Source organism: Aliidiomarina shirensis (assembly GCF_003987345.1).
In the GTDB taxonomy this organism is placed as follows: Bacteria; Pseudomonadota; Gammaproteobacteria; order Enterobacterales; family Alteromonadaceae; genus Aliidiomarina; species Aliidiomarina shirensis.
The window spans coordinates 525,703-542,386 of the sequence record NZ_PIPP01000002.1 but is presented as its reverse complement, the minus strand read 5'-3'; the positions used below and the strand labels follow the sequence as shown (position 1 = coordinate 542,386).

Sequence of the window (16,684 nt, the reverse complement as noted above, 5' to 3'; positions counted from 1 at the left end):
AAACTACTCCGGCTTCACTAATAACGGCTTTAAAAAGCGCGCGGTGTGTGAAACTTCTGATTCGCAAACCTGTTCAGGTGTTCCGGTAGTGAGAATTTCGCCACCACCGCTACCGCCTTCAGGGCCGAGATCAACGATCCAATCTGCAGTTTTGATAACATCCAAATTGTGCTCAATGATGACAATGGTGTTGCCGTGATCACGTAGCCTGTGCAATACCGTAAGTAATTGCTGAATATCATGGAAATGCAAACCGGTGGTAGGCTCATCAAGAATATATAATGTTTTACCGGTATCGCGCTTGCTCAGTTCACGCGCCAATTTAACCCGTTGTGCTTCACCGCCTGATAGCGTAGTAGCGGCTTGGCCTAAACGAATATAGGAAAGGCCAACGTCCATTAAGGTTTGTAGCTTGCGTGAAATTGCAGGGATGGCATCGAAAAACTCGCGCGCATCTTCTACAGTGAGTTCCAACACTTCATCAATGGTTTTACCCTTGTATTGGATTTCTAAGGTTTCGCGATTATAGCGCTTACCTTTACACACATCACAAGGTACATACACATCAGGTAAGAAATGCATTTCAACTTTAATAACACCATCGCCTTGGCATGCTTCGCAGCGACCACCTTTCACATTGAAACTAAAGCGGCCTAACTTGTAGCCGCGCGAACGTGATTCGGGCACGCCAGCGAACAACTCGCGGATCGGTGTAAAAATACCGGTGTAGGTAGCCGGGTTCGAGCGCGGTGTGCGGCCGATAGGGCTTTGATCAATATCTACAACTTTATCCAGCAGCTCTAAACCATGCACACTATCGTGTGGGGCTATGGTGCCCGTAGTCGCGCCGTTAAGTTCACGGTGCGCAAGTGGGAACAAGGTATCGTTCACCAAGGTTGATTTCCCAGAACCAGAAACGCCGGTTACACAGGTCATTAAACCGATGGGCAGTTTGAAATTAACATTCTTTAAGTTATTTCCACGTGCACCTTTCAGTTCCAGCCATTCTTTACCGGGTTTATTCCGCTTCTTCGGAATCTCAATACGCTTGCGGCCAGAAAGGTAATCACCGGTTAGTGAACCCTCACTTGCCACTATGTCATCGTAAGTGCCTTGCGCTACAATTTCACCACCATGAACGCCTGCGCCGGGGCCAATATCAATTACATAATCGGCAGCGCGAATTGCATCTTCATCATGCTCAACAACAAGCACCGAATTGCCTAAATCGCGCAAGTGGCAAAGGGTAGTAAGCAAACGTTCGTTATCACGTTGATGTAAACCGATAGAAGGTTCATCAAGCACATACATCACGCCCACTAAACCTGCACCAATTTGGCTGGCCAAACGAATACGTTGAGCCTCACCGCCCGATAACGTTTCTGCGCTCCGAGATAAATTCAAGTAATTCAAGCCAACATTCACTAAGAAACGCAGGCGATCATTGATTTCCTTTAATATCTTTTCAGCAATTTTCTCGCGCTGGCCGGTGAGCTTTATGTCGGTGAAGAACTGCAACGCATCGCCTATCGCTAGCTCTACAATTTCCGGCAGTGTTGTATCATTTACAAACACGTTACGCGCCTCTTGGCGCAACCGTGTGCCATGGCAACTCCGGCAAGGCTTGGTGGTGAGATATTTGGATAAATCATCACGCACGGCGGCCGAATCAGTTTCTCGATAACGGCGCTGGAGGTTTGGAATAATGCCCTCGAAAGGATGCTTGCGCACCACGGTATCGCCGCGATCATTCACGTAATTAAATTTCACTTCAGTGGTGCCGGAACCTTGTAACACCAGCTCGCGGATATCTTCAGGTAACTCTTGAAATGGCACGTTTAAATCAAATTCAAACTGCTTGGCTAACGAGCGCAACATTTGGTAGTAGTAGAAGTTACGTTTATCCCAACCGCGAATTGCGCCGCCGGTTAAGCTTAACTCAGGGTTACCTACTAACTTATCGGCATCAAAATATTGCTCAACACCCAAACCATCACAAGAACCGCAAGCCCCGGCTGGGTTGTTGAAGGAAAATAAACGGGGTTCGAGTTCCTGCATGCTATAGCCACAATGTGGGCAGGCAAAGTTGGCCGAAAATATAATGGGTGGGGTTTTATCCGCGTCGTCCATAGGCACCACTAATGCCGTACCGCCGGACATTTCTAGCGCGGTTTCGAAGGATTCCGCTAAGCGTTGCTCTAATCCTGGGCGCACTTTAAGGCGATCGATAACCACTTCAATATTGTGCTTTTTGTGTAACTCTAGGCTAGGCGGATCGCTAAGATCGCACACATTGCCATCAACACGAGCTCGCAAGTAGCCTTGCGTTGCTAGGTTTTCGAGTGTTTTTTGGTGTTCGCCTTTACGGCCTTGAACAATGGGGGCCAACAACATGATTTTACTGCCTTCAGGCAGTGCCAGCACTTGGTCTACCATCTGCGATACCGTTTGCGCTGCTAATGCCACATCATGGTCCGGGCAGCGTGGTTCGCCGATGCGCGCAAACATAAGGCGCAGGTAATCATAAATTTCGGTGATGGTACCCACGGTTGAGCGCGGGTTATGCGATGTTGATTTCTGCTCAATCGAAATGGCCGGTGAAAGGCCTTCGATAGAATCAACATCCGGCTTTTCCATAAGGCTCAAGAATTGGCGCGCGTAAGCAGAAAGTGATTCTACATAACGGCGTTGGCCTTCCGCATACAAGGTATCAAATGCTAACGATGATTTTCCTGAGCCGGAAAGCCCGGTGATCACCACCAGCTTATCTCGCGGAATTTCCAGGTTGATGTTTTTCAGATTATGGGTGCGAGCACCGCGAACTTCTATTTTATCCATAACATCCTTTCTTGCGAGCAAAGTGTAATCGTGCATTATCGCACAAATCAGCGCGATTTCTAACTGACGTCTTACATCTAATTCTGTTAGACTTGGCCAGATTTTACGAAGTGGACAAACCGCCTGTAATGAAGCAAAACGGATTGAATCGTACAGAGAAAAAAGCCGCAGCAGCATTAGCCTCAATTTTTGGTTTACGCATGTTGGGGCTATTTTTGATCATGCCGGTATTGGCTATTTATGGCCAAAGTTACCCTGATTACAGCCCTTTCCTAGTGGGGATAGCTATTGGTGCCTATGGGCTTACTCAAGCATTCTTACAAATTCCAATGGGCTGGCTTTCTGATCGTATAGGCCGGCGCCCAGTAATTCTGGCTGGCTTAGCGATTTTTGCCATAGGTAGTGTAGTAGCAGCGCTTGCCGATACGATGCAAGGCGTTATTGTTGGCCGCGTGTTACAGGGTGCAGGTGCCATTGCCGGTGCGGTTTTAGCGTTAGCGGCCGATTCCGCCCGTGAAGAACAACGGCCAAAAGTAATGGCCGTCATCGGCATGGGTATTGGTTTATCGTTTGTTTTGGCACTTATTATCGCACCGCTATTGGGTGGTGTGATTGGTATGTCGGGTTTGTTTTGGCTAACGGCTGCCCTTGCCGTAGGTGGTATTTTGCTGATGTGGCGGGGTATGCCAGAAACTTACCAGCAAGTGCCTAGCCGTGATGTGTTACCGGTACCAAAAGAACTTGGCCGATTATTTAAAAACATGCAATTACAACGCTTAAACTTTGGTGTGTTTGTACTGCATTTAGTGTTAACCGCATGGTTTGTTACGTTGCCGTTGCAGTTAGTAGATGCCGGCCTTGCCGCTGAACACCATAGCTGGCTCTACCTGCCAACATTGTTGCTATCGTTCGCGGTAATGATTCCGATGATGATCGCGTTGTTGCGCAAACAGAAGCAAGTATTGGGCATGCGGATTGCGATGCTTATGTTAGTGGTTTCCTTGTCAGCGATTGCTGTTTTTGAAGGCCACTTGTGGGGCTTGGTATTCTCGGTTTGGGTGTTTTTTATTGGGTTTAACTATCTCGAAGCGAGCTTTCCGGCATTGCTTACCCAGCACGCACCCGCCGGAAGTAAAGGCAGTGCCAGCGGTTTATATACCACGTGCCAGTTTTTTGGCGCTTTTGTAGGTGGGGTAGCGGGCGGTTTCTTATTTCAAAGTGCCGGTGCTTTTGCCGTTGTGCTTTTTTGCGTAGCCCTGCTAGTATGTTGGTTGCTGTTTAGTATTGGTTTGCTGCAGGTGTCTGCTACTACGCGCCTCAATTTTGTTACGCGCACGCTTTCGCCGAGCGAAGCTCGCGAGCTCACCAGCGCGCTTACGGAAGCGGCCGGAATTGAGGAAGCCATCGTTATACCTGATGAAGGCGCAACCTATTTGAAAATTAAAAAAGATGAATATGATGCCACCGCGATTAATGGAATCGTGGCGCGTTTTCAGTAAAAGATAACAGGAGAGATTTATGGCCAGTCGTGGGGTTAATAAGGTAATTATTTTGGGTAATCTGGGCCAAGATCCGGAAGTTCGTTACACCCAAAACAGCACCGCTATTGCAAACTTTAGCGTGGCAACGAGCGAATCATGGAAAGATAAGCAAACCGGTGAGCAAAAAGAAATCACCGAATGGCACCGTATTGTGTGCTATCGCCGTTTAGCTGAAATCGCTGGCGAGTACCTGAAAAAAGGTTCAAAAGTATATATTGAAGGCCGTTTGCAAACGCGTAAGTGGCAGGGCCAAGATGGCCAAGATAAATACACCACAGAAATCGTGTGTAATGAAATGCAAATGCTTGATAGCCGCGGAGCCGGCGGTGGTGGCGATTTCGGTGGCCAATCACAGAACTATAACCAAAGCTCGAATCAAGGTTCTGGTCAAGGCTCTAACCAAGGTTACGCAGCGCAAGGTTCTCAAAACCAAGGCGGCCAACAGAATCAGGGTCAGCAAAATCAGGGTTCACAAAATCAAAACCAAAGCCAACAACGCCCAGCACAACCAGCGCCATTGGATAACGATTTTGATGATGATATTCCCTTCTGACTTTTACTAAAGGGCTAGAAAATATGAAAGCGGGGGCATTGTTTAAATGCCCCCGCTTTTTTGTAAGAACTTAGATTTGGCTTAGAACGCTAGCGCTAAACCAACACTAAACGCTGTATTTTTGATTTCTTCGTTTTGATGATTGCTTGCGGTGATATCGGAAAATTCAGCGGCAAGAGTAAAGTGTTGCCAGAACGTACGGTATACGCCCAAGGTTAATTTCTTTTGTTCATCAAGCTGAAGCGGTGTATCGGTTGCTGTGCGATCTACTTGAGAAACACCGTAATTCACACCAAACTTAGTTGCACCTCGAGTATGGGTAGCTTGCGTGAACCAACCGGACGATTTTCTCGGAACTGCGTTCACATCTGCGGCGTCAATAAAAAGGCCGTAGTACCCTAAACCATCGGCGTTAAATGCAGAAATAACCAAACGATTATTGGCGATATTTAGAGTAGCGGTTACATCTACACCGTAGGCACTATAGCTATTTAATGGGGTGGAAATATCCTGCTGTAAGAATGTGCTGGAGATATAGCCACTATCGTGATCATAGCGGAGTTTACCGTGGAATCCGGGTTGCTTACTGCCACTATCACCTACGTAGCCATTTCCACCAAAGGATAGAAAATCGAGTGGCTGAAATATCCCAAACGCTCCGCTAATACCATTGCTGGCGCTATACGAATAGGTGATTTGCGAAAGCCTATCCGTGAAAATATAACCGTAGCCAGCAGCACCTAGTTGAGTGTTTAAAGGGCTTTTAACTAACGCGGGTGCACCAACACCACCAAGCGACATATCTTCAAGTACGATATCGATACCAAATACGCCGTAATCGCGGCCGGCTTTAATGGTTCCGTAGTCATCGTTTCCTACCGTAAAGTAAGCTCGATAAGCTCTGTTATCGCCATTTCCATTAAACGCGGCGTTATCGGTGGTTCCAGGCTCAATTGCAAGCACTGCGCTAATATCGAAGCCGTCCCGCTCAGTGCTGGCGGAGAAATTAAAACTAGCAGGGCTATATCCGTTGGTTACCGAGGCAGCGTCGTCGCCCGTGCAGAGCAAGGCATTCCCTGCAACGGTATTGCCGCTGGTATCGCAATCAACAAATATTGCGTGGGTGTTGATATAGCCGCCGAAACTAAATGTCCAATCGGCGTATTCAATATCGTTCGCCATGGCGGTGTTACTTGCTATGATCGCAGCACTAGAAGCTAATCCTAAAATTAGCTTCTGGTATGAGATTTTTCGAGAATTCACCTTGTTTATTGTTTTCATTATGATTGCTCTCTTTTTATTAAATGTAGGCGGAGGCTCACTCACACAACAAGATGCGCCTCCGCATTGGAAAAGTGCTAAACGAATAAATGAAAGCAAGTTATGTGCCAAACAAGGATTTGCTTTTAATAACTTGATTTATATTGGGTTTTGGTGAAGGGTGAGGTGGTGAGATAGCTTGCTTGAGTGTTTTTCTGCATCAAGGGCGGGAAAAATTTCATCAATATTAACTGAATACATCACCCACTATGATGATTTATTTCATCATAATTGGCAGTTATTGATGAAGTAAATCATCAAAACGATAGCGGTATTTCTCTTTGCTTTGGTTTTTGCAATTAATATCAATGCCTTACCGTTATTTAGCATCTTGGCATAGATGTTGCTATTCTCTTAACTATTGTTATTTCCTTGTTGAACAATCAAGGCGTAGAGAGGAGTAGGAGCATATATGGCGGCAGTAAGCTATTTTAAATCAGCACAGCGATTGATTACGGGGCTTAATGCAAGCTCGGAGCTAATCGTGCAAATGCAGCGCTTAGGCATACGAAACCCTCTTCTAGTTACGGACACCGGCGTTCGCCAATCTGGCACCCTCGATCCGTTAATCACTAAAATCAATTCGGCTTTAAATAATACTGATTTAAATATTTTTGATGCTGTTCCGCCGGAACCTGAGGTTGCGGTAGTTCAACAATGCACCGATATTTTTAATCGCGGCAACCATGATGGCGTAATTGCCATTGGCGGTGGCAGCGCAATGGATATCGCGAAATGTGTTGCGGTGTTTGCCGAAGGTGCGAAGCAGCAAGCGGTAAAAATTCATGATTTCTTTGGCGAAAATAAGGTTCCAGCGCGCACCATTCCACTTATTTGTATGCCCACAACAGCTGGCACTGGCTCTGAAGTAACCAACATTGCTATTTTGGCGGACACTGAAAATCAGGTGAAAAAGGGGATAGTAAGTGATTACTTACTGCCAGATGTCGCGATAGTAGCACCAGAGCTTACGGTTAGCTGTCCACGTAGTGTAACAGCGGCTAGTGGCGTTGATGCGCTGGTTCACGCCATTGAAGCGTATATTTCTAACTTTGCTAGCCCAGTTACCGATGCGCTAGCCATCAAAGCAATGCACATGATTTATCACGCATTACCGAAAGCTTATGCGAAGCCAGATAACTTAGAAGCTCGTGAAGATATGGCCACTGGTAGTCTATTAGCGGGTTTAGCATTTGGTAATGCTGGGGTTGGTGCGGTGCATGCGCTGGCTTATCCGCTTGGTGGCCGTTATCACTTGGCACATGGGGTAAGCAACGCGCTTATGCTGCCTTACGTGATGGAATGGAACAAGCTTGCCTGCCCGGAACGGTTCCGTGATATCGCGCATCAGTTTGGGCTCGATAGTAAAGATTACACCGATATTGAAGCGGCTGATTGGGTGATTGCGCAACTCCATCAACTTTGCACTGATGTACATATTCCAAAAGGGTTGAGCAGTTTTGATATTCCTCAGGATGCACTACCACAGTTAGCCGCAGAAGCGGTGAAGGTAGAACGGTTGTTGCGCAACAACCCTCGAACACTCTCTGAAAACGATATTTTAGCGATTTACCAAGCCGCATATTAAAAACCAAGAACCAAAAATAATTCAATGCTGAATTAACGAATAACAATAAAATTAGGAGCTTGAGTTGAGTTCACCAAAATTTAATCGCTGGCGAAATCGTGCAGCAGGGGCGGAAGCGCCTTATACCCCATTGGGGCCGTTTAAGCTGCGGCTACCATTTGTGCATTATCGCTTTGAGTTGCCTGATTACTTTCAGGGTTTACTCATGTGTGCGGTTGATCTCGCGGCCATTCCGTTAATGACAGAATTACTAGGCATGCCGTTTGAAGCGGCGATTGCTATCGTTATTCTGAATGGCCTACTTTATCTGCTTCACCACATGCTTGGCGATCCAGTAGTACCGGGTTGGATTACACCCGCGATTCCCTTGTTAATTTTGTATGTGTCAGCCTTTCCTGAGGGGGAAGCGCGCGTTCACGCGCTTATCGCGTTCCAGATGATGCTTGGGATTTTAGCCATCGTGCTTGGGCAAACTAAGTTAGCGAGTAAGGTAGTGCGGATGATCCCTGCGGCCATTAAGGCCGGTGTGATCATGGGCGCAGGGCTGGCCGCGATTACCGTAGTGTTCTCAGAAGGGGGCCGGTTTGAGCAATACCCGTTCACCATTACTATTGCCGTTGGTGTGGCTTTTTATCTGATATTTTCCAAGCATTTTGCTGGGCTGCAAAGCCGCGGAAGAGTGTGGGCAACCATTGGGAAACTGGGTATTTTTCCGATTATCGTTTTGGCGATTGTTATTGCGCCACTCTTTGGTGAAGCGCCGTGGCCTGATGTTGAGTGGGGCTTTACTAAACCTGATTTTGTGTTGATGTGGAATGAATACACATTATTTGGGTTAGGCTTTCCACCCTTAATGATGTACCTCACCGCAATTCCAACCGTTTTGGCAGCCTATATTGTGCTTTTTGGGGATGTGCTGCAAAGCAAAGCATTACTCGCCGAAGCGGATGAAGTGCGTAGCGATGAAAAAATCGATTACAACCCGAATAGAGCGCATTTGATTTTTGGTGGCCGCAACTTAGGAATGAGCGTGTTTGGCCCTGATGTGGTGATGTGTGGGCCGTTATGGGCAGCGATGCATGTTGTGGTTGTAGAGCGCTATAAAAAGGGTAAGGCCGCCATGGATTCTATTTTTGGCGGTTCAGGCTCTTTTCGTTGGGGTACCAATACAGGCCTTCTATTATTGCCAATTGTGAGTTTAGTGCAGCCTATTCTGGGTATTGCCTTGGCGTTAACGCTATTGATTCAGGGATACGTAAGCGTTCGAATCGGCATTATGCAAGCCCAAAGCCAACGCGATTTGGGCATCGCCGGCGTTATCGCCGCAGTGTTGGTTATTAAGGGAGCTGCATGGGCGTTTGCTGTTGGTGTGCTGTTGTGTTTATTGATTTATGGTCGGCAGTTCTTTAGTGGCGAAGTTGATGAAACCTTTGTGAAAGACCAACAAAGCTCTGAGAAGCTAGGAAACGAAGATGAATAATCGCGATTTACAACGCATTATCGATGCGCTGCAAGATGGCGTATATATCACCGATGCAAAAGGCATAACGCTAACGGTTAATAAAGCGTATGAGCGTATTACTGGCATCCAGCGCCACAAGGTTGTGGGGCTGCATATGTCGGAGGTAGTGAAGGCGGGCTACATTTCGCGCTCTGTTTCGCTTGAGGTTTTGCGGGAGCTGCAACCGGTTACCTTAGTACAAACCATTCACGATAGCCGGAAAATTGTAGTCAGCGGAACCCCGATGTTTGATAGCACCGGTGACCTCGAATATATCGTAACAACGGTTAGAGATGTTACGGAGTTGCTTAGAGCAAAACATGCACAAGAGCAACTGCAAGAGCTGCTTACCGTTCGTGATACCTATGGGTTAACCCCAAGCACAAATGTTCCCGCTCAAGATTTAATTGTGAGTAAAGCCACTCGCGCAAGTTATGAGCTGGCACGGCGAGTGGCGAGTACCTCAGCTAAGGTGCTTATCGAAGGCGAAACGGGCACCGGTAAAACCATGCTGGCGCGGTTTATCCATCAACACTCGGCAACACCGGAAGGCCCTTTTTTGGAGCTCAATTGTGCAGCGATGCCCGAAGCTTTGCTCGAGGCTGAACTATTCGGCTATGCGCCTGGGGCATTTACCGGCGCTTCTAGCAAAGGGAAGCCTGGTTTGCTTGAGGTAGCGAGTGGCGGCACGTTATTACTTGATGAAATTGGTGATTTGCCATTATCGCTCCAAGCAAAGCTCCTTAAAGTGCTTTCCGAAAACCGCCTACTGCCGGTAGGCGGAACGGAATTTAAACCCACAAACTTTCGGCTTGTTTGCGCAACGCACCGCCAGCTTCGGCAGCAAGTTGAGCAGGGGAAGTTTCGTGAAGATCTTTTCTATCGTATTAGTGTGGTGCCGGTAACCCTGCCATCTTTAAGAGAGCGCCGCGAAGAAATCACGCCGTTGTTGCAACATTACTTAAATGTTTTTAATCAACAGCACGAGCATGATTGTAGCTGGAGCAATGAGTGCTTAACTGTGCTGAAGCGATACGATTGGCCCGGGAATATTCGTGAATTGATGAATCTTACCGAACGCATGGTGGTTACTGCCGAAAGCGCAGTTATTCAATTACAACACCTGCCCAGTGAGGTGTTTCCGGATTGGCAACCACGTGAAGTGGCCGATGATGAGAGCCTGAAAGCGCGCGTGGATAATTTTGAACAACATATTATTGAAATGGCCCTTGCGGAGCATGGAACCACTCGTGCCGCCGCAGCCGTATTGGGTATAGATCAATCAACACTGGTGAAGAAATTAAAGCGTTGGCGTAATCAAGTACCGAAATCTGATACATCAGAGTTAACACCTGTAAAAAATTAATTGGAGTAGTTTATGCCTATAAGTGAAGCAACAAGAGCACTCATCTACGATCGCTGCTATGTAGGTGGCGAATGGGTTGCAAGTGATAGTAACGAATCTTTTGCGGTTACTAATCCGGCTGATGGCAGCGAGATAGCGCAAGTGCCTGCATTCGGGAGTGCCGAAACAGAGCGTGCAATTCAAGCCGCGCACGATGCGCTTCCGGCCTGGCGGCAGAAAACCGCCGCAGAACGCGCCACGATTTTGAAAAAATGGCACGCGTTAGTGATGGAAAAGCAGCAGGAACTCGGCGAATTAATGACCCTTGAGCAAGGCAAGCCGGTTGCTGAGGCTAAGGGCGAAATTGCCTATGCTGCTAGCTATATCGAATGGTTCGCTGAAGAAGCGCGACGCGTTTATGGGGAAACTATTCCAGGGCTACAAACTTCTCAGCGCATTATTGTCACCCGCGAACCGGTAGGGGTTTGTGTCGCTATTACACCATGGAACTTCCCGGCCGCGATGATTACCCGCAAAGTAGCGCCTGCACTTGCAGTAGGCTGCACTATCGTAGTCAAGCCTGCGAGCGAAACGCCGCTAACGGCGCTAGCACTAGCCGCATTGGCTGCCGAAGCTGGTGTTCCGGCTGGCGTTTTTAGCGTAGTTACGGGATCCGCGAAAGCCATTGGAAAAGTGTTCACTGAAAGTGAGCTTGTTCGGAAATTGAGCTTCACAGGCTCTACCGCAATCGGTTCACTGCTCATGGAAGCCTGTGCACCATCCGTAAAGCGTGTATCGCTGGAACTTGGCGGCAACGCACCGTTTTTGGTGTTTGATGATGCGGATATTGAAGCTGCAGTTCAGGGCGTTATGGATAGTAAGTTCCGGAATGCTGGGCAAACATGCGTTTGTGCGAATCGAATCTATGTGCAGAAAGGCGTTTACGCTGATTTTGTGGAAAAACTTACGAAGAAAGTAGAAGCGTTGAAAGTGGGGAATGGGTTCGATGAAGGTGTTGTGATCGGCCCTCTTATTTCGGAATCTGCGGTTGAAAAAGTTGAGGAGCATATTGCTGATGCGCTTGCACACGGTGGCCGAATTGTGTGTGGTGGCTCACGCCATGAGCTAGGTGGCACATGGTTTACCCCGACCGTTATAGCCGATGGAACGCAGAAAATGTTGTGCACGCGCGAAGAAACATTTGGTCCAGTGGCTCCCATTATTGCTTTCGATACCGAAGAACAAGGTATTGAATTTGCCAACGCTACCGAATTTGGTTTGGCGGCCTATTTCTATTCTCGCGATTTAGGCAGAGTACGCCGCGTTTCTGAAGGCATCGAAGCCGGAATGATAGGGATTAATACCGGGCTTATTTCAAACGCAACAGCCCCTTTTGGTGGCATAAAAGCCTCTGGCCTTGGGCGCGAAGGTGCGCGTCAAGGTATTGATGAATACAGTGAATTTAAGTATCTGTGTATCGATAGTTAATCGCTTCGATAGCAGTGTGTGAGTAGAAAATAAATCCAACAATAAGGTGATAGTAATGAAAATAATGACAACGAAACTAGGCCTGCTCATTGGTGCATGTGCTAGCGGATTACTCGGCGTTCAGGCGGTTAGCAACGTAGTCTATGCCGACGACCATGCGCATAAAAGTACCATTGAGCGCTTACAGCAAGATATGCCAAATAACTGGGGGCGCTGGGGTGAAGATGATCAAATCGGCGCACTCAATTATCTAGATGCGGAACAAGCTCGGCGCGGAAATGCGGCGGTAAAATCGGGTAAAGTATTTACCCTACAATTGCCGATGACACACGGTGTTGGGCCGGTATTCCCTGGGCGCGTTCCAACCATGCACTTCATGTCACAAGACGAGGGTTTGTATTCAACGAATAAGCTTGAACCCTTAGCGGGTGGCGTAAAGTACTCTGATGACGCGGTATTTATGTATTTGCAAGGCACCACACACGTTGATGCACTTGGGCATGCGTGGTACGCGGATAAAGTTTACGGTGGTGTAAGTTCGGAGAGCACAGTGCATGGGCACGATCATGTAGATGTTGGGGTGCTAGGTAACCATGGAGTGGTTGGGCGAGGCGTATTGTTAGACGTTGGCAAGCATAAAGGTGGCAGTGTTGGCCGGTTAGCGCCAAGTTCATGTGTTACCTTGGCGGATCTAAAAGCAACCGCCGCTGCTCAGAACGTTACGATTGAGAAGCGCGATATTCTACTAATACGCACAGGCTCGATTGCTCGCTTTTATCAAGAAAATCCAGATGCACCTTGGGATGCAATGACAGAGCCTGGTTTATGCTATAGCCATGATTTGATTGAGTGGATTGATGATATGGAAATTCCTTTCATCGCCTCTGATAATCTTGCAGTAGAGCTGGTGCCGCAAGATATTGATGGTGAAACTCTGGTTATTCCATTGCACGGCGCGTTGATGCGTGATTTGGGCGTGGTGTTGAGCGAGCTATATTGGCTAGATGATCTGGCTGCCGACAGCGCCAGTGATGGGCAGTATTCATTTTTGTTTACCGCAGCACCTTTGAAAATGGCTCGTGGCTCAGGGTCACCAGTAAACCCAATCGTTATAAAATAAATAATTAAGCGGTAGAGAATACTATCTGCTGTATACAAAAAGCCGCTCAGAACATACCTGAGCGGCTTTTGTTTTATTCACGGATAGTGCTTGTAGTAGGTAACCGTTTAGATAAAGCCGTACTTTCGCGCTACAACGTCGAAATATTCAAGCGTATGTTTGGCATACGCACGTTTATCAACATAAGTGCCGGGGAAGAAATTCTTCTTAAACCCGTAGGCCACCATATCTTTTAAACGCTTTAATGGAACTGGGAAGTTATCCAGAGCTAACTTGTATTCATCACTTACGGTGGTATTCGAAACTAAACGGTTATCGGTACATATAACCGTTGCAATACGATGGTCCAACATATGGCGGAAATTGTGGTTTTTGATATCACCAATAGCCGGGTTAGTTTGCAAGTTACTGGTTAAACATACTTCAATCGCAATTCGGCGATCAGCAATATAAGAAGCAAGCGATTGGCTATACGCTTCTTTATCGGTGATTGCAGTATCTTCAATCATATCTGGCGAAAACAAAGAATAACCGTGGCCTAAACGATCGGCGTAACAGGTGGTAAGTGCCTCAAAAATACTTTCAGCGCCATACGCTTCACCCGCGTGAACCGTTTTTAATAAGAAGTTTTGGTGCGCGTACTCATATACTTCTTTGAATTTATGCGCTGGGAAGCCGTTTTCTTGGCCGGCAATATCTAACCCTACTATCGGCAACCCTTCTTCATCACGCATACGCACGCTGGCGCGAATCAACTCCATGGCGGCAGCTTTAATAACGGCCATAGAATCGTGGTCACGTAACAAAGTGAATAGCTGGGTGTAGTATGGCGAGAAGCCCTTTTTACCAAACGAACGCATGGCGCAGTTGATAATGCCATATTCAAAAGGAGGCTTTAAGCCCGCGGTAATACCCACATCAGGGCGGCTGTTATATTCAGCTTTAGCTTTTGCTAAACCATTATTGACCGCGTGCATTACTTCATCAAAGCCGATGCCAACGGTTGGGTCCATTAATAACTGTGGTGCGAAACGAACTTCAATGTAATTAACCCCTTCTTCTAGGTTATCCATTGCCAATTCGTAAGCAGATTGCTCCATGTTTTCTAAATCACGGAGTACTGCGCAGGTGTACTGAAAACCGTTTAAATATTCGCCGAGATTCTGGTATTTGTCTTTGAAAACCAGTTCCTTCAAGCCTTCTACGGTGTATGATGGCAGCTCTATTTTGCTGCGTTTGGCCATTTCAATTAGGCCTTGAGGGCGTAAACTACCATCGAGGTGTAGGTGTATATCCGCTTTCGGAATTTCACGAATGAAATCCAACGAGTAAGTAGTGTGAGCCGGATTTTTAGTGGCTCCCGTTGCATTGGCTGAAGAAGAAGACAATTGCGACATTTTTTGTGACATAGAATAAATACCCCTACACGTGAATTTAACCGTGCATTGTATCGCATTTTTCATGCGTTTGCGCGGTTTTGCGTTGCGCGCTTTCACGCGCTTGATTATTGTCGGTGCCGTTGCTACTGAAATAGGCAAACCATCATGCTGCATATACTGATGGTAAAGTTTACTTAACCTTTTGGTTGGTTTTAAATTGGGTTAGTAACGCACTATTTAACAAGAAGAATGATAGAACATGGCATCTCTATATTTTACGTATTCGGCAATGAACGCTGGAAAAAGCACATCGTTATTGCAAGTAGCTTATAACTACGAAGAACGGGAACAAAAAGTTGTTTTGTTAACACCGGCACTTGATACCCGAGAAGGCGAGGGAAAAATTCATTCCCGCTTGGGGCTGGCGAGAAGTGCCGAAACGTTTACCGGCAAAACGAATTTATTTCAGCGTATTGAGAGCCTTTTAAAACGGCAGGCAATCGATTGTATTTTGCTCGATGAAGCGCAGTTTTTAACGCCAGAACAAGTGTGGCAACTCGCTCGTGTGGTAGATGAATTGAAAGTTCCGGTGATGTGCTATGGCATACGCACCGATGCATTCGGTAATGCATTTCCGGGCAGCGCTACGTTGTTAGCGATTGCCGATAAATTAAATGAAATTAAAACGATTTGCTTCTGCGGCCGCAAGGCCACCATGGTGTATCGCTGTGATGAGAATGGCACAGCATTAAACTCTGGCGAGCAAGTTGCGATTGGTGGCAACGATCGATATGTCTCGTGTTGTCGTAAACACTGGGTTGAAGCTTTAGCGGCTGCTGGAATAGACCAGCAGTCTTTTCCCTTGATTGAGGATGTTTAAGAATGAAGAAAACAGGACGTGGCTGGTTATGGGCCGTAGTTATTATTGTAGTTGTTGCGGCAGCCGCTTGGTATTTTTGGCCAAAGGATAATGGCGAACAACGTGTTAACACAACAAAAGCGCAACTACGCGATATTGAGGTTGTGGTAACTGCAACGGGCCGTTTGCAACCGCTTGATTATGTTGATGTAGGTGCGCAGGTTTCAGGGCAGCTCGAAACGTTACACGTAGAAGTTGGGAATGAAGTTAATGCTGAAGATATCCTTGCCGAAATTGATGCTACGGTATTAGAGGCACGGTTAGATGGTGTGCGTGCTCAGTTACGTTATCAACAGGCACAACTGCGCGAGCGCCAAGCAACGTTAGACCTGTCGGAAATCAACTTAGCTCGGCAAGAAAAACTATTCGTGGATCGGGCAACGTCGGAAGAGCTGGTGCAAAGCGCTGAAGCAACCGCGCGGGCAGAGGCTGCACGGTTAGATGCCGTGCAAGCGCAAATAGAGCAAACAGAATCAAGTTTGCGTGCGGACGAAGCGAACTTAAACTACACCCGAATTTTTGCGCCGATGTCGGGAACGGTAACGAGTATTGCTGCTCGCCGTGGGCAAACGTTGAATGCTGCACAGACGACACCAACCATTATGACCATTGCTGATCTTTCAACCATGTTGGTAGAAGCTCAGGTTTCTGAGGCTGATATAAGCCGCTTACGCAATGGTATGGATGTTTACTTTACAACGCTTGGGAATCGAGGTCAGCGTTGGTACAGCACGCTTGATATTATTGAGCCAACACCCGTAGTTGAAAATAACGTGGTGCTATATAACGCGCTATTTGAAATTCCAAATCCAGACGGCGTCCTATTACCGCAAATGACAACGCAAGTTTTCTTTGTTGTTGAGAGCGCAGAACAAGTGGTTTCGGTTCCGGCTTCAGCGGTACGGCCTACTGGCCGTGGCACCGGTGAAGTTCAAGTAATGCGGAACGGCAGTGTAGAAGCGGTTTCTGTAGAGCTTGGCATCAGTGATCGAGTGCACACGGAAATAAAATCCGGTTTGAGTGCGGGTGATGAGGTTGTTATTCCAACCATGGCAGGTATGCCTGGCGGCCCACGCATGGGGCGAGGCTAAG

The 16,684-nt window shown here is 47.2% G+C and carries 13 protein-coding genes; 10 read left to right on the top strand and 3 right to left on the bottom strand.

All coding sequences use genetic code 11. The annotated features are described in order from the left end of the window. Positions 1–3: 3 nt before the first annotated feature. Complete coding sequence (gene uvrA / locus CWE13_RS06565; protein WP_126807017.1) at positions 4–2,838, bottom strand: excinuclease ABC subunit UvrA; 2,835 nt, start codon at positions 2,836–2,838, stop codon at positions 4–6. Between the two features lie 128 nt (positions 2,839–2,966). Here uvrA and CWE13_RS06560 point away from each other — a divergent pair, with 128 nt between their 5' ends. Together CWE13_RS06560 and ssb are read left to right on the top strand one after the other, a co-directional pair. Continuing rightward, positions 2,967–4,337 carry an MFS transporter gene (locus tag CWE13_RS06560; RefSeq protein WP_126807015.1) on the top strand — a complete coding sequence of 457 codons (1,371 nt, stop codon included), beginning with the start codon at positions 2,967–2,969 and terminating at the stop codon, positions 4,335–4,337. A gap of 19 nt (positions 4,338–4,356) precedes the next feature. Next, the gene (gene ssb, locus CWE13_RS06555; protein ID WP_126807013.1) at positions 4,357–4,932 is read left to right on the top strand and encodes a single-stranded DNA-binding protein; all 576 of its coding nucleotides are present in this window, start codon (positions 4,357–4,359) and stop codon (positions 4,930–4,932) included. Between the two features lie 81 nt (positions 4,933–5,013). Here the strand turns inward: ssb and CWE13_RS06550 are convergent, their stop codons facing one another. Continuing rightward, positions 5,014–6,114 (bottom strand): porin, encoded by a 1,101-nt coding sequence (locus tag CWE13_RS06550; RefSeq protein WP_241973646.1) that lies wholly within the window; start codon positions 6,112–6,114, stop codon positions 5,014–5,016. Between the two features lie 16 nt (positions 6,115–6,130). Between CWE13_RS06550 and CWE13_RS12565 the strand changes: the two genes are divergently transcribed. From CWE13_RS12565 to CWE13_RS06525, 6 genes are all read left to right on the top strand, one after another. Continuing rightward, the gene (locus CWE13_RS12565; RefSeq protein ID WP_198677922.1) at positions 6,131–6,370 is read left to right on the top strand and encodes a hypothetical protein; all 240 of its coding nucleotides are present in this window, start codon (positions 6,131–6,133) and stop codon (positions 6,368–6,370) included. A gap of 294 nt (positions 6,371–6,664) precedes the next feature. Beyond that, complete coding sequence (locus CWE13_RS06545) at positions 6,665–7,840, top strand: iron-containing alcohol dehydrogenase (RefSeq protein ID WP_126807011.1); 1,176 nt, start codon at positions 6,665–6,667, stop codon at positions 7,838–7,840. Between the two features lie 64 nt (positions 7,841–7,904). Continuing rightward, on the top strand, positions 7,905–9,320 hold the full coding sequence (locus CWE13_RS06540; RefSeq protein WP_126807009.1) for a hypothetical protein: 1,416 nt from the start codon (positions 7,905–7,907) through the stop codon (positions 9,318–9,320). Continuing rightward, positions 9,313–10,707, top strand: a complete 1,395-nt coding sequence (locus CWE13_RS06535) for a sigma-54 interaction domain-containing protein (RefSeq protein WP_126807007.1) — start codon at positions 9,313–9,315, stop codon at positions 10,705–10,707. Before CWE13_RS06540 ends, CWE13_RS06535 begins: the two co-directional genes overlap by 8 nt. Positions 10,708–10,719: 12 nt before the next feature. After that, positions 10,720–12,174 (top strand): NAD-dependent succinate-semialdehyde dehydrogenase, encoded by a 1,455-nt coding sequence (locus CWE13_RS06530; RefSeq protein ID WP_126807005.1) that lies wholly within the window; start codon positions 10,720–10,722, stop codon positions 12,172–12,174. 55 nt (positions 12,175–12,229) lie between these two features. Beyond that, positions 12,230–13,294 (top strand): cyclase family protein, encoded by a 1,065-nt coding sequence (locus CWE13_RS06525; protein ID WP_126807003.1) that lies wholly within the window; start codon positions 12,230–12,232, stop codon positions 13,292–13,294. 107 nt (positions 13,295–13,401) lie between these two features. On the opposite strand, the gene CWE13_RS06520 is transcribed toward CWE13_RS06525, so the two are convergent. Next, positions 13,402–14,703: an adenosine deaminase family protein gene (locus CWE13_RS06520; RefSeq protein ID WP_241973645.1), complete on the bottom strand. Its 1,302-nt coding sequence runs from the start codon at positions 14,701–14,703 to the stop codon at positions 13,402–13,404. 229 nt (positions 14,704–14,932) lie between these two features. On the opposite strand from CWE13_RS06520, the gene CWE13_RS06515 reads away from it, so the two are divergent. Then, the gene (locus CWE13_RS06515; protein ID WP_126807001.1) at positions 14,933–15,553 is read left to right on the top strand and encodes a thymidine kinase; all 621 of its coding nucleotides are present in this window, start codon (positions 14,933–14,935) and stop codon (positions 15,551–15,553) included. Positions 15,554–15,555: 2 nt separating this feature from the next. Beyond that, a complete protein-coding gene (locus CWE13_RS06510; protein ID WP_126806999.1) occupies positions 15,556–16,683 on the top strand; it encodes an efflux RND transporter periplasmic adaptor subunit in 1,128 nt (375 codons plus the stop codon). The last annotated feature ends 1 nt before the right edge of the window (position 16,684 follow it).

Excerpts from the sequence above, each read along its gene's own strand:
- uvrA (WP_126807017.1), bottom strand. The coding sequence starts at position 2,838 with ATGGATAAAATAGAAGTTCGCGGTGCTCGCACCCATAATCTGAAAAAC.
- CWE13_RS06560 (WP_126807015.1), top strand. The coding sequence starts at position 2,967 with ATGAAGCAAAACGGATTGAATCGTACAGAGAAAAAAGCCGCAGCAGCA.
- ssb (WP_126807013.1), top strand. The coding sequence starts at position 4,357 with ATGGCCAGTCGTGGGGTTAATAAGGTAATTATTTTGGGTAATCTGGGC.
- CWE13_RS06550 (WP_241973646.1), bottom strand. The coding sequence starts at position 6,114 with ATGGCGAACGATATTGAATACGCCGATTGGACATTTAGTTTCGGCGGC.
- CWE13_RS12565 (WP_198677922.1), top strand. The coding sequence starts at position 6,131 with ATGATCGCAGCACTAGAAGCTAATCCTAAAATTAGCTTCTGGTATGAG.
- CWE13_RS06545 (WP_126807011.1), top strand. The coding sequence starts at position 6,665 with ATGGCGGCAGTAAGCTATTTTAAATCAGCACAGCGATTGATTACGGGG.
- CWE13_RS06535 (WP_126807007.1), top strand. The coding sequence starts at position 9,313 with ATGAATAATCGCGATTTACAACGCATTATCGATGCGCTGCAAGATGGC.
- CWE13_RS06530 (WP_126807005.1), top strand. The coding sequence starts at position 10,720 with ATGCCTATAAGTGAAGCAACAAGAGCACTCATCTACGATCGCTGCTAT.
- CWE13_RS06525 (WP_126807003.1), top strand. The coding sequence starts at position 12,230 with ATGAAAATAATGACAACGAAACTAGGCCTGCTCATTGGTGCATGTGCT.
- CWE13_RS06520 (WP_241973645.1), bottom strand. The coding sequence starts at position 14,703 with ATGTCACAAAAAATGTCGCAATTGTCTTCTTCTTCAGCCAATGCAACG.
- CWE13_RS06515 (WP_126807001.1), top strand. The coding sequence starts at position 14,933 with ATGGCATCTCTATATTTTACGTATTCGGCAATGAACGCTGGAAAAAGC.
- CWE13_RS06510 (WP_126806999.1), top strand. The coding sequence starts at position 15,556 with ATGAAGAAAACAGGACGTGGCTGGTTATGGGCCGTAGTTATTATTGTA.